Annotated in this window: 10 protein-coding genes, 3 tRNA genes and 1 pseudogene; 1 reads left to right on the plus strand and 13 read right to left on the minus strand. The window is 36.4% G+C overall.

All coding sequences use genetic code 11. From position 1 onward, the window contains the following. Positions 1-37 precede the first annotated feature (37 nt). The 13 genes and pseudogenes from AC2JF9_RS07710 to AC2JF9_RS07770 form a co-directional block, all read right to left on the minus strand. The gene (locus tag AC2JF9_RS07710; RefSeq protein WP_500726649.1) at positions 38-736 is read right to left on the minus strand and encodes a GntR family transcriptional regulator; all 699 of its coding nucleotides are present in this window, start codon (positions 734-736) and stop codon (positions 38-40) included. An 81-nt stretch (positions 737-817) separates the two neighbouring features. Continuing rightward, a complete protein-coding gene (locus AC2JF9_RS07715) occupies positions 818-1,933 on the minus strand; it encodes a hypothetical protein (RefSeq protein WP_500726651.1) in 1,116 nt (371 codons plus the stop codon). 227 nt (positions 1,934-2,160) lie between these two features. Further along, a tRNA-Gln gene (locus AC2JF9_RS07720) sits at positions 2,161-2,232 on the minus strand. A gap of 7 nt (positions 2,233-2,239) precedes the next feature. Continuing rightward, a tRNA-Tyr gene (locus AC2JF9_RS07725) sits at positions 2,240-2,321 on the minus strand. Positions 2,322-2,391: 70 nt separating this feature from the next. Continuing rightward, positions 2,392-3,573: an aminotransferase class I/II-fold pyridoxal phosphate-dependent enzyme gene (locus tag AC2JF9_RS07730; protein WP_500726653.1), complete on the minus strand. Its 1,182-nt coding sequence runs from the start codon at positions 3,571-3,573 to the stop codon at positions 2,392-2,394. A gap of 126 nt (positions 3,574-3,699) precedes the next feature. Then, complete coding sequence (locus AC2JF9_RS07735) at positions 3,700-4,398, minus strand: glycerophosphodiester phosphodiesterase family protein (protein WP_500726716.1); 699 nt, start codon at positions 4,396-4,398, stop codon at positions 3,700-3,702. 143 nt (positions 4,399-4,541) lie between these two features. Next, positions 4,542-4,613 (minus strand) — tRNA-Gln (locus AC2JF9_RS07740). An 88-nt stretch (positions 4,614-4,701) separates the two neighbouring features. Further along, complete coding sequence (locus AC2JF9_RS07745) at positions 4,702-5,217, minus strand: GNAT family N-acetyltransferase (protein ID WP_500726655.1); 516 nt, start codon at positions 5,215-5,217, stop codon at positions 4,702-4,704. A 101-nt stretch (positions 5,218-5,318) separates the two neighbouring features. Continuing rightward, on the minus strand, positions 5,319-6,377 hold the full coding sequence (locus tag AC2JF9_RS07750; protein ID WP_500726657.1) for an SEC10/PgrA surface exclusion domain-containing protein: 1,059 nt from the start codon (positions 6,375-6,377) through the stop codon (positions 5,319-5,321). A gap of 244 nt (positions 6,378-6,621) precedes the next feature. After that, the gene (gene apf / locus AC2JF9_RS07755) at positions 6,622-7,269 is read right to left on the minus strand and encodes an aggregation-promoting factor (RefSeq protein ID WP_500726659.1); all 648 of its coding nucleotides are present in this window, start codon (positions 7,267-7,269) and stop codon (positions 6,622-6,624) included. Positions 7,270-7,799: 530 nt separating this feature from the next. Next, positions 7,800-7,955 (minus strand): annotated as a pseudogene (locus AC2JF9_RS07760) (PTS sugar transporter subunit IIA); the annotation flags it as partial. A 96-nt stretch (positions 7,956-8,051) separates the two neighbouring features. Continuing rightward, on the minus strand, positions 8,052-9,044 hold the full coding sequence (locus AC2JF9_RS07765) for a tagatose 1,6-diphosphate aldolase (RefSeq protein ID WP_500726661.1): 993 nt from the start codon (positions 9,042-9,044) through the stop codon (positions 8,052-8,054). A gap of 154 nt (positions 9,045-9,198) precedes the next feature. Continuing rightward, on the minus strand, positions 9,199-11,802 hold the full coding sequence (locus tag AC2JF9_RS07770; RefSeq protein ID WP_500726662.1) for a TIM-barrel domain-containing protein: 2,604 nt from the start codon (positions 11,800-11,802) through the stop codon (positions 9,199-9,201). 112 nt (positions 11,803-11,914) lie between these two features. Here AC2JF9_RS07770 and AC2JF9_RS07775 point away from each other — a divergent pair, with 112 nt between their 5' ends. Beyond that, entirely contained in the window at positions 11,915-13,933 is a 2,019-nt protein-coding gene (locus tag AC2JF9_RS07775; RefSeq protein WP_500726664.1) for a hypothetical protein, read from the plus strand. Positions 13,934-13,950: the final 17 nt, after the last annotated feature.

Here is a 13,950-nt window from a genome sequence, read left to right on the forward strand (position 1 = left end):
TCCAAATTGACTAATTAAGTTAATTCGGAGTTTTATTTTACTTAGAAAATGTGAACTCAAAGCGATCAGCTACATAGCTTGCCCTAGTGTATTCAAATGGTTCACCTGTAGACAGCTCAGTTACCTGCAACCGCGTAATTAATGCTTCGCCTTTTTTGGCATCAAGCAAACGAGCTGAATTTTCATTGGCTACCGCCGCTGAAATGTGTTCAGTAACTCGGCCAATTTGATAGCCGTTTTGCTCAAGCGTGTGATATAAATGCGCCGAAATATCAGCTTTAGACATTTTAGCAACTAATTTATGCGGGATAGTTACAACTTCATAGCAAATCGGAATATTATCGGCATATCTAATTCGTTCCATCCGTAAAACTTCTTGATTGTTGTCCAAGTTTAACCGCTCAGTTTCCGATAGTGAGGGTTGCCCAAAACGATATGAAATCAACTTACTAGACGGTGTCTGACCATTAGCATGGGTAATTTCGGTAAAAGACATGATACCCGACATTTTTTCTTGTACCTTTTGGTTAGCAACATAAGTCCCGCTGCCAAGGCGCTGTTCCAATATTCCTTCGTCTTCAAGAGTTTTAATTGCTTGGCGAAGAGTCATACGGGAAACACCAAATTTCAGAGCTAACTGTCTCTCTGCTGGAATTCTACTGCCAACTTTATAGACATGATTTTCAATTTCACGCTTAATTTGATTATGAATCTTGATGTACATTGGTTCTTCCATTAGCGTACCTCCAAATATAATCTCTATTATAATCTAAATTGGTCTAACTTGTACAAACATAATTAAATTAATTTTTACTTGTTATTTTTTCTTAGTGGTCCACTTCATTCCCAGGAGACGGAGATTAGCTTCTTGACCACATTCAACAGAAATTGATTCATCACTACTAGCAATTACACTAGCACGCATTTTCGCCCAATCCTTTACTGCTAAGTCAGCACCGTTAGAATTGAGAATTAAATCATGTCCTTCTAAACGAGCATGATCACCAAGCGCTAAAAAATACTGATAATCATCACCACCATTATAAGTAACCCGTCTAGCAGTACATTCTGTTTTATCTTGGAAGTCAGCATGGCTCATAATCACCGAGTTAGTCATTGTGATTTTGGCATCATTAAAAGCAACGAGACGATTCATTTGACTATTTTGAATAATCACGTGCGGCTTTTTGTCTAGATAAATACCACCCTTAAAATTACTGCCAATAATACTTACCCAAGGCTCTTCAGTAATATACATACAGGTGTCATCATCTGATAAAACACTACTATTTAGCATATTTAGCCATACTTTTCCCTGAATTAGCAAAGAATCCATGACCGAGTTATTAAGATTAACTTCGGCATTGGTTTTAGAAAACGTATCAATACTTCCATAGATACGGGAATTATTAATTATTGCAGTTCCGTGTCCCTCGATGGCTAATGCACCAAATTCTTCCGAAACATGCTCGATTGAAGAATCGTTCATTTCTATTCGAAAATCAGCCTTTTCAAAAATAGAAACAGATCCGTTTAGAATCATCGTTGAATATAATTCAAGAGTTACTTTTCCGTTTATTGCAACTGCAGCAGTGTCACTGCCAAATCCTTTAATCACACAATTGCGAAGTGTTAAATATGTGTTGGCTTCAGCTGGCACAAATAAGCTATTAGAGTCATCATTAGTGTTAATACATAAGTTTTCTAGATTAACAAATTGGCTGTCAACCGAAATATTAACGTGCCCCAGAATTGTTGTGTCTTCTGGCAAACTGCCAGTCCCTTTAACCGTAACATCACAAAGATCTCGGTTTGGTGGTAATTCGTAAAAACCTGGCTCCAGAAACAAAACATCGTCAGCACGCAAGTCATTTAGCGCTTCATGCCAGCCAACTTCGCCTCCCCCGGCGCCTACTTTAACTAGTCTAGACATAAAATTCCCTTTCTTAAAATGAAAAGTTGACTAGCTACTATTGTACTATTTTTCTACACATAGTAGTTAATTCAGCCTCTATTTATTGACATTTATTAAAAAGGACTTCTGCCAATACTCTTATGTCAATAATATTCAACTTGCTGTTTTATTCCGTAGTTTCTTATAAAATACGTAAAAAGGCAACTAATCAGCTGCCTTTTACTTGTAATTATAGTCAATTTTAATTGGGTTAGCTGGATTCGAACCAGCGCATACTAGTACCAAAAACTAGTGCCTTACCACTTGGCTATAACCCAATAATAATGGAGGAGGGTGGATTCGAACCGCCGAACTCAGGGAGAGCGGTTTTACAGACCGCCGCGTTTAGCCACTTCGCTACTCCTCCGTTACGCACGTTAACTATCTTATCTAAAAACATGCGTAATTGCAAGGGGAAATTGTCCAATTCTTACAGCTTATTTTTGGTACTTTTTAACATACTTTTCAATTCGTTTCAGACCTTCTTCGATTTGGTTCATTGCCACGGCATATGAGAAACGAATATAGCCTTTGCCAGAGGCGCCAAAGCTAGAACCACTTGTTACAGCTACTTTAGCCTTATCAACTAAATCATAAATAAATTTAGTGTCATCTTGTTCTAAGCCTTCTGGTATTTTGGCAAAAACATAAAATGCGCCTTGCGGCTGTACACAATCAAACCCGATTTTAGTTAAACCATTAAACAAGATATCACGTCGTTTTTGAAACTCTTTTTTCATCGGCTGTGAATCATCCATACCATTCTTGAAGGCTTCTTCAGCAGCATCCTGCATTGGGGTTGGTTCAGTAGTAACGATTGTTTGGTGAACCTTGGCAATTTGTTCTAAGATTTCTTGAGGTGCACAAACTATTCCAATCCGATATCCTGTCATTGCCCAGGCCTTTGAAACTCCGTTCATTAAAACAACTTGATCATGAAGCGATTTTTCCATTGAAGCATGAGGCTGATCGTAATTCAACTCACTGTATATTTCGTCGCACAAAGCAAAAATTGGTTTATCCCGAATAACATCAGCGAGTTTATCTAATTCATCCTGATTGTACATTACGCCAGTTGGATTAGTTGGGTAGTTCATAATTAGCATCCGAACTCGATCACCATAGTCGTCAATCACTTTTTGCAATTTTGCCGGGGTCAGCTTAAATCCATCAGCAGAAGTGTCTACCCTAACTATTTCAACTCCTTCATTAAGAATATTGGCGTCCGACATATAAAGCGGAAAAATTGGAGTGGGAACCACCATTACATCCCCAGGATTTAAACATGCCATAACCGTATCAAAAATAGACTCAGTAACTCCATTGGTAACTAAAACTTCTGTTTCAGGATCATATTTTTGATCATATTTGTCAGCTAAAAACTGAGCAGCCGCTCTACGTAAACCGATTGTTCCATTAGAAGGTGCATAATGAGAATGATTCTCATCTATCCCTTTTTTCCCGGCTTCTTTAATATGATCCGGAGTATTAAAATCAGGCTCACCCAAGGTAAACTTGACAACGTCAGGAATCTTGCTAGCATAGTCAGAAAACTTCAGAATTGGATTTGAAGGAGCATCAGCCAAGCCTTTTCTCGTGTATTTAATTAAATTAACCATTTATTTCACCAAACTTTCCTTTTCGCTTTAGTAGATTATACATTTAATAAAATTATATTTCTACCATATTTTTTTAATTACTCGCTAATTTTAAGAAGTTTGGTAATTAATCTACTTTAAGCGCGCTTATTTTTGAATCTGATCTCGCAACTTAATCATTTCTGGATAGTTATTTGTAAAAATGCCTGCAACGTGGTCTTGAAAACACTCTTGCGCTGTCTTTGGGTCGTCAACCGTCCAAACGCGCTGAATTACTGGCTTTTCAGTAGTGATCAATTTCCCAGGATGAATACCATTAAAGTGGTTTTCTTCGACTACTTTAAGCGCATTATCTAAATCAGTGTCTGCCAATAAACAATAAACTTGGTTAGGATCGATTTTTTGACATCTTTTTAAAGTATTATAATCAAACGAAGAAAAAATAAGCGGATGGAGAAAATTAAACTGTTGAGTCAGATCTAAAACAATTTGTTCAATACCTGGATAGTGAACTATCCCAGTTTTAAACTCCAGGTTAATCAAGATGTTTTGATTATCTAGTAAGGCCAGTACAGTTTCTAGTTCGGGGACCTGTTCACCATTTGCCAGACGCAACTGTTGTAGTTCTTTGAACGTAAAATCCTTAATATAACCTGTTCCATTTGTAGTGCGATCAACTTGTTCATCGTGCATAACTACAGGAACATTATCCTTGGTTAAGTGAACATCAAACTCGACGCCTTCTGCGTGATTATTCACCGCGAATTTGAAGCCCTCAAGAGAGTTCTCAGCGAACTTACAAGGATACCCACGATGACCAAATATAATCGTTTTATCTTTTGAAATATTCAACACTTTTTGCTTAATTCTCCATTAATTTTGCCTTGGTTACTCAATTATACTAAAACTTAGCAATAAAATTTAAAAAAGAAAAAAAGACAATTCAATTATGAACTGTCTTTTTCCGGGTTGGGTGTTCGTAAGAACAATTGGGTTAGCTGGATTCGAACCAGCGCATACTAGTACCAAAAACTAGTGCCTTACCACTTGGCTATAACCCAATATACTTGAGCTATTACATGATTGCTCAACATTAAATAGTATAAAAAACAGAATCACTCAAGTCAAGCAAAAAAGTGGTTTTTCTTATTACAAATTAAGCTCGTATGCAAAGCGAGCTCCGTTTTCAGTATTATCAATGTGAATTATTCCGCAATACGCAAAACCGGCTGCTTTTATTAAACCTTGCATACGCTTATTGATAGCATGAGTGTCTATACGGAAATTATTGATGCCTAAGGCTACTCCACGTGAAAGCAAATTAGAAATAAAAATTAAGCCTAAATGTTGACCGCGAAACTTACTTGACAGTGCTATTCGGTGGATTGTAGCATATTGATCCGTATCATTATGCCAATGCCCAGCAATTTGCTTATATGTTAGCTCAGGTGCAGTTTGTAAAACAGCAATTCCGGCGATTTCTTGATTGACTACTAAACAATAGGCTTGCCCTTTGTTGATGTCGTTTTTTAAGATTTCTGCATTCGGACGACCGTTTTGCCATTGTGGATTGCCATCTTTTTTCATTAGTAACTTTGCGTCATCAATAATGGACATGATTTTATTTAAATCATTGAGTTCAGCGGAACGAAGATAAACAGACATGGTTATAACCTTTCTATTTCATAATAAGATTAATTTTACATTTTACACTTCTTTTCCGCAAAAAAGCAGCCCAGTTCGGACTGCTTTTGTTTAACCATTAATTAAGGTTGGAAATTAACATTATATTTTTTGTTATTTACAATATATGTTGGCACACTTATGAAGTGCATTGAACAAATATCATTTGTATGGGAAATACTAAAACCAAAGTAGTTGTAATCACCATCATGCAAAGATCCTTGCGTATTGAATAAATCACCAGCATGTTCCCATTCACGGTAATTGCTACGGTCTTTACGGCCGCCTTCACCACTTCCAGTATATCCAAAAATCATCTGCTTCAGGCCAAAGTAAACGCTCTTTTTCAATTCAGTCATGGTCATGATTTGACTTTGGTTATAGAAACCAGCCATATCTTCAACATAGTTGTCTTCTAAATTAAGCCCATTTGCCTTACAAGCGTTGATAATTCCAGGCACATAATGACTGTCTTTAATCGTCTTGTTATTTTTAGTGTACTCAGTTGCAATATCTTCAGCTAACTTTTTCGCGCCAGCACTGTCTTGCCAAGGATCAAGTCCTAAGTCACTTCTTGCTTCATTAATCAAACGTAAAGAAAAAGCAGTTAAGGTATCAACTTGTTTAGGAGTTAAATGTCCTAAATCTACCTGAGTCTGATTATCCTCTTCATTTTCTCCGTCGACGATTTGGCTAAAAGTATTGATATTCATACCTTTCATCGAAGCATTAACAAAGGCTTTGCTTGGACTACCTTGATATGCTTTTAGCAGCTCCGCTTTAGTGTATCCAGCTGGTAATTTCATTTTTGCTTGTGCGTAGCCGTTAGAACTTAAGTTTTTAACTATCTTTGCATCTTTAGCCAAAATCCAGTGAGAATTATTACCGATTTTGTATGCCGGCAACTTTTTGCTACCGATTTTCTTCTTGGTACTATACGGATAATAGCGCTCCGGACTAGCATAATAGTTTGAGTGTTTGCCTGAAGCTTTATACAGACGAACCTTTTTGCTCTTCTTAGTTTTTACATAACCTTGAATTGTAGCTGCAGCAACTTCGTGAGACTCAGCAACACTTAGAACAGGAAATGATACTAAAAAAACAACATTAATTATAGCGATAGCTAATTTGCTTTTCTTCATTTATCTTCCTCAAGAGTACTTTAACCGATTGGCTCTTTCCGGTTTAATGCAATCTCAAAACTAATTAGTTTTCTGGCTAATTACTTCGGCTTTTGCATATATTTCCATATTAACATTATTGGTTGATGAATTTCATTAAATTTGTATAACATGACAAAAATTGAAAATAAAAAAGCAGGAATTAATTAAATAGCTCCTGCTTTTTTCTATTAAAATGTTATTTACTTTTTAAAATGCGTTTAGATTAGTACCAACCGTTTGCTTGCCAAAATGACTTGGCAGCAACCCAAGAGCCATAGCGTTGCATAACGTAGTTGTTGGCAACGCGTTCTTGGTTAGCAGCGGAATAATCGCCGTTTAAATATGAGGCCGAAAGCTGGTACTTTCCAATGTACTGGCCATTTTGTGCACTGTATGAGCCGCCAGATTCACGACTGGCAATCCAAGCTTGAGCTTCTGCTTCAGAAGCAGAAGAAGCTCCGTAACTTTGATTATTGGTGTTGTAATTTACATTGCTTTCAATTGCACCACCAGCACCATTATTAGTTCCTACACCAGCATTTTCAGGATAGTAACCTTTGTTGACATACTTAGCTTTTACCCATTGGTTTTTGCCTAAGTCATACCATTTGTGGCCTTTTTTGTCGTAAGCTGTCTTGATTACTTTCCAAGAAGAATCACTTGGTAAAACTTGTTTGGTAGCTTCAGGATGTTTATAACTGTTCCAAACGCGAATTGAATTGCCTTCAACGTAATTCACAGTTACAACTTTCGTATCGTTCTTAACTGTTGCTGCTTGAACTGAATCAGCCTTTGCAGCATTCACAGCAAGCAAGCCTGAAACGGCTAATACCGTAACTATGGCTTTAGCTAAGATAGACTTTACCTTCAAAAAATCTCTCCTTAAATAAAATTCCCTATTCTTTTTTCTAAGTCAAACTGTAAAAATAAAAAACTATGATCAATTTGACTGAATATATACTACTGCGAAAGAATTTCAATATTATAACAAGATGGTCTCTTGAACTTTAAGAAAAAATTACCTAGATAAATATACTTGTCACATTTGTAACATAGCTTTTACAAATGACTAGGGTTTATCAAATCCTTTTGTTATAATGTTTTTAATTTGATTTGTTATATGCAAGAACTAATGTTTGTATTTAGCAAATGGTCTAGACAAAAGCATCTTCTGTAATAAAAATGTAAAATAACATTACAACCTTATCTACTTTTTCTAAAAAGTGCTATAGTAAAAATATATTTTTTGTGAGAGGATGAACTATTATGACGAAATACCAAGTTGAATTAGACGAAAAAGACCTACAAATGATTAAAGACTGCCATACGAAGAATCCATCAATTATGAAGGCTATGGAAAATGCAAAAAAGGTAGAAGAATAATCTTCTACCTTTTTATTTTTAATGCTCTTTAAATAGTGTCAAAATCTCCTGAGAATTATTTGCCGCTCTCAATTTTTTAACAAGTTCTTCGTGAGTTAACAGTTTCGCTGTATTTGATAGATAATTCAAATGCGAATCGCTATCAACTTCGGGAATTAAAAATGAAACGGCTGATTTTCTTTCCACCTAACAACTTCATTCGACTTTATATGAAAGTGCGTAAAAAGCTGCCTATATTATTATAGACAACTTTTTTCATAAAATATTTAATTATTTTACATCTAGTTTATTGCGCCAAGACTTTGCACCACCAAGCGCTTGGTTTAGATTTTCAATATTTTCTTTACCCCTAGTTGAAAGCCACTTTCTTCCTGCTGCTTCGCTTTCACCAGCAAATGGTTTAATTGCTGGTTTCCAAGTTGCTCGGCCACATAGAACACCATTAAAATTAGCACCAGCTTCTTCAGCCATTTTTATTTCGGCAATAAACTCTTCACTAGTTACACCAGCTGATAAGAAAATATATGGTAAATCAGTTATATCCGATTGCTTCTTTAATAAACTTTTGGCTTCTTCTTGGCTATATACAACTTCGTTGCTGCCATTAAAGCCTTCAACATACTTTATATTAAAAGGAATTTCTACTTTTAATACAGTAACACCATATTCAGGTTTTGAAAACTCCTTCATTGTTTGCAAAACTTTGTCTGGTTTAACTTTAGCAAATTCGGCGCCTTTAGCATCTTCAATTCCAGCATCATAAGTCAACACTTCTAAAAAGAATGGTAAACCATTAGCCTTAGATTCAGCTCCAACTCTCTCAACAAAAGCTTGTTTTTTATCATTAATTTCTTTTCCTTCGTCAGGGTCATAGTAGACCAAGAACTTAATGGCATCTCCGCCCTCTTTTTTAATCCGCAAACCAGATTGATTAGCAATTAAGTCAGGCATTCTGCCAGGTTCAGTGGTATCATAACCGGTTTTTTCATAAGAAAGAAGCAAACCACAGTTTTGGTCTCTAACTTTCGTGGCCGGAAGGCCATACTCCGGATCAGTTAAAATTGATGAAGCATAAGGGGTTAATTCACTTGAAACAGCTTTTTTAAAATCAACAATTGTTGTTTCATCTGCAGGCTTATTTGCAGCCTCCGCTAGCATTGTCTTTAGTGAACCTCGTTGGTCAATTGCTAAAGCACTGATTATTCCATCATCTGTAGACAAATTTTCCATGTGTTTTGCAACTTCGGAAGAAATTGTTCTCATTATAAATCTCCTTTAACATTCTCTCTAATCGCACAATGTTATTATATACCCATATCAAGTGCTTTTAAAGAACAGTAGTGTATAAGTAAATCTTTTCGTAATGATAGCTTGCTTTGAAAAGCTTTACTTAATATCGATAGCTTTAATAACAGATTTACTCAAAGTCACTCAAGGAAACGATTATTTCGCTTTTCGTCACATCCATATCTGCAAGTTTAATTCGCAAAAATGATTGACCAAGTTCATTACTAAATTCAGCTAAATATGGATTGACCAAATATTTTTGATCCAAAAAATATGCATTTGTTGATTTCTGAAAATCCTTTACATCATTTGCACGTCGCAACTGAATGTTGCTTGTACCACATTTTACATTTAGTGTACTAGGATATTTTTTGCCTCTAATGATCAACTCGGTTGACTTAACTTTTTCCATTCCTTTATATGAACCCGAAGTTGGTAGAACTGCAATTTCCAAATCTGAATTATTTTTAACGCTCTTTACAATTGTTTGGGCGAATTCTCCTTCCCGATATTTAGCCGAAATACCATCATCCTCATAAACAGTAAAGTCACTTGTTCCATCTGGGTAAAATAGGAACTTGCGCATTTTTTGACTCGACAAATATTCTTGTGGAGTATTTGTAGCCGTCGTCATTGGAATAATTGCTCCTGCTTTTACAAATACAGGGAGTTTCCATAATGGAGCAGAAAAACTATTTAAAATTTGACCGCCTTGATATTCCTGACCGGTATAAAAATCAATCCATATTTGGTTCTTATCTGGTAAATAAATGCCATTACGAATGTCATTGCCATTTTGATCCATCGCGGTTTCTTCATAAATTGGAGCAATCAAAAAGTTATCACCCCACAAATATTGGTATTTAGCTATTTCTGTATAAGCTTGCGGAAGATCAGGATATTCAAGAAACATTGCACGAATCATTGGTTTGCCCGCAAATGTTGCAATAAACGCAATACTATAAATATATGGCAACAACATAGTTTTTTGCTTAAGATAAGCACGATTTAGTTTTGTTGTCGTCTCATCAAATGCAAATGGGTTTTTAGGATTGTCACCCCAGCCATCCATATTAAGCTGAATAGGCGTAAAAGCTTTCCATTGGTAATCTCTCGTATTAATTATTTGATTTTTCCCACCAAAAATGCCGTCCATATCTGAAGCAGAGTTTGGCTGTCCTGAAAGACCATTTCCAATATATGTAGGAATCTGGAAACGAATGTATTCCCACTCACCGCCAGCTTCATCTCCAGTCCAAACAGCGGCAGTGTTTTGGGTACCAGCCCAACCATCGACGGTAACAATAAATGGACGAAGCTCATTACCCTTAATTTTAGCAATCATCTTCGCAGCCGTTTGGGTAGCATTAAGACCAAAAGAATAACCATCGCCTACCCAGGCGACATCAGTCTTTAAAGCAACTACACCGGCTTCTATTTCTTTTTCAAAGTCACGATCGTCCGGTTTGGGATTGGCAGGATCAACCGGTTCAAGATTTTGTTGCGTCCATAAACCAACTTCAACTCCCTTAGAATTTGCATATTCAACAAATTGCGCTAGATTTTCCAAATTGCCATTAAGAGTATCAGTCTGACCGTATCCCGCTCCATAACCATCATTTGGTAAAAACCAGCCAATTGGCATGTCATGAGCTAAATACTGATCAATCATTGCCCGCGCACTTAATAGATAACTCACACCTCCATTTTCACCATTTAAAGTTTCACGAATAGATTTATCTTTCAACTCAGCTGGTAAATCTTTTGGTTGATATTCTTTATAATATTTTCCATTAGGATATTTAATGGCTTTTTCAGTATTTGCAGAAACCTCCACCCAGTAATCGCGATTATATGCGTTTAAGTGAGCTTGGTAAAAGCCAAAAATTGGCATAAGAATCGGCTCACCAGTCAGCTCATGATAATCATGAATCAAATCATAGTATGAACTGTCAAAGAAATAAATTGCATCAAATCTATTTTCCTGATGAGATGTTTTGATGGTTCCATCACCGTTATTATTAAAAAGATATTTTCCTGGCGTAAATGTGTTACGCACCACTCCATATCCTTTGGAAGACCAGTAAAAAGGGCTTGGAGAAGCTACACCCTGATCTACCCAATCATTGGTATTAACAATCTTTATTTCCGCACCTGTCAAGTCAAATCGTCCATTTTGCGTACCGCCGCCATAGTAGTAGCTATCGGCATCAGTCTTAAGCGTCTGCGTAGTTTCTTGGGCAGTGCATTTTACTGGTTCAGTTTCTTGCATCACTGCTTGACCATGTTTAATGACACTCATCGTGCCATTTTCTTGATCAAAATCTATTTCAATTGACTTTGTATTAATTTGCCAACCTAATTTTGTTTGTTCCAACTTAGCCCCAGTCATACCATTATAGCCGTAGATATCTTGAGTGAAAATTTGGGCATTTAGTCCTGGTTGAGATTGCTCTGGATCTATGAACTTGTTAGTTGGATCGATATAATAACGAATAGTTTTCGAGTTTAGTATGTATAAACGAGCAACCAGATTATTAGAAAATACAATTTCGAAGTACTCTCTTTGTTTGACTACATTCTTTATGGTTTGCTTTTCTGGCCGATTAGTTATGTTTTGAGCTAAAGAGCCATTATTTTTGTTGTTAATTGTACTGTCCTCCTTATTTTGAATTACTTTTTTAACAGTGCTTGATAAATTGATTATATTCTTTTTCGACTGACCAATAAACACTTTAAGAGAAATTACGTAAAGAATTAGTTTACTTGATTGATATTTCGAAAGGAAAATTTGTGCTAAACTTTGTTGTGAACGATATCATAATTATTAATATAGGATATTTACTATGGGTTTTATATATACATTACGTTACATGCTAGATCCGCGTACAAACACACCGGAAAAAGATCAAAAGTTATTAGAATTTGTTAAAAAAGGCCAAATTGACGATGTTGCTTTTTTCATTAATGGAGAAGAGCTTAACCATAGTCATCTGACCCAAGAAGAAACTCAAACTTGGCTGGCCGCAATTAAACCGTTGCAACAGAAACTAAAACAGATTGGTGTTACCACAAGCTTAAATCCTTGGACAACAATCATGCACTCTGATCGGGGATATCAAGTTAACCCTGCCATTGGTTTCAACACCTTTGTCGATCTTGACGGCAAAAAGGCAGAAGATATGGCTTGTCCGGCTGACCCAAAATGGCGCCGCTATATTACCGGAATATATGCTGAATATGCCAGCATTCATCCCCGTCGCTTATGGCTTGAAGATGATTTTAGACATTATAATCACACTCCATTAAAATTGATGTGTTTCTGCGATTATCACATGCAGCTTTATGAACAAAAACTTGGGCGAAAAGAGTCACGCGCAGAATTTGTGCAGAAACTTTTGCAGCCTGGAGAAGTTACCAAAGAGCGCAAGGTATATTTGGATCAAGCTCGCAAAGAAATGATTGAAACTGAACATTTAATTGAGCAGGCTGTACACAAAATTAGCCCTGAAACTGATTTAGCCCAAATGACTTCATACCCTGATTGGCACGCACTGGAAGGTAGAGACTGGGATGCACTATTTAAAGCCCAAGCTGGGCCAGGCCATCCTAAAGTCGCTCGCCCACATCTACCTGCGTATAACGAAGTTGCACCATTAAAATATGGACGTGATTTTGAAGAATATACTCGCATTACCGCTGCCTTTTTAAAAGAAGATGCTGAACTTTATCCAGAACTTGAAAATTACATGTACTCACCATTTGCTAAGTCTTTGTCTTTTACTAAGTTCCAAATTATTACCGCCGTCTTAGTCGGTAGTAAGGGGATCCTACTGAATTTGTTTGATATGATGGGAAATGGGATTAATCCTTCTTGGCAATATGCAGATATGTTAGCGGAAATAAAACCATTTGTTAATCGTTTGACCGAAAACCGACTTAAAGTTAACCATTTGCGTGGTATTAATATTTTAGTTGATCAAGATTCAAGCTATCATCTTCAAACAACTACTGGTCACGACGTTACTGAATTGTTGCCTCACGAAAAAAATTGGGCCAGTTTGCTTGGCTCTTTTGGATTTGCTACAACTATCTTACCTGTTAATGCCAAAACTGAATTAAAGCATCAGGTGCTTGCAATTTCAGGCCAATTATTGCGTAATTTTACCAACAAACAAATTACCAAACTCATTCAAGACAATTTTGTCTTACTTGATGGCGAAAGCATACAAGTTCTGATTGATCGTAATTTAGCTGGGTTACTTCATATTAAAAAAAGTGAATGGCATAAATGCCGAACGGCTTTTCAATCGTTTGAACAAGCTGATGGGTATATCGTTGAAGGTGTTCAAAATCCTAGAATTACGATGTTGCAACACACTGGCGATTATTTAAAGTTAAGTTATGAAGTTAATAGTGACTGTAAAATTTGGTCCTCTGCATACAATTCTATCGATGAAAAAGTTGGCAACTTCATGGCAATTATCGACCAGAAGACACTAGTATTACCAATGGGACAGGATCCTCGACACGAGTGGGAGTCGCAATATACCAGCTACAAGCAGGGCTTATTGCAACAAATGCTAGATACACTTAAGCCACTTGATTATTTAGTTCAAATGCCCAACGTTAAATTACTTGTTCAAGACGATGGTAAAGCTGCCTGGATAGCCAACTTTACTTTAGATAGCTATCCCGAAATCAGGTGGCACTTAAAAGACGACTTGCAATCAAGAGAATTAACAATAATTAGAAAAACTGGTAAAAAATGCCTAGCTAAAAAATGCAAAGTAATTATAGAAAATGGCGTAGCTACTATTAACCAAAAGCTGAATCCACTTGAAGTAATTCAGATACTTTTTTAGTTCTAATAAAGCAAAAT

The sequence above is a fragment of the Lactobacillus sp. C449L genome, from assembly GCF_059900815.1.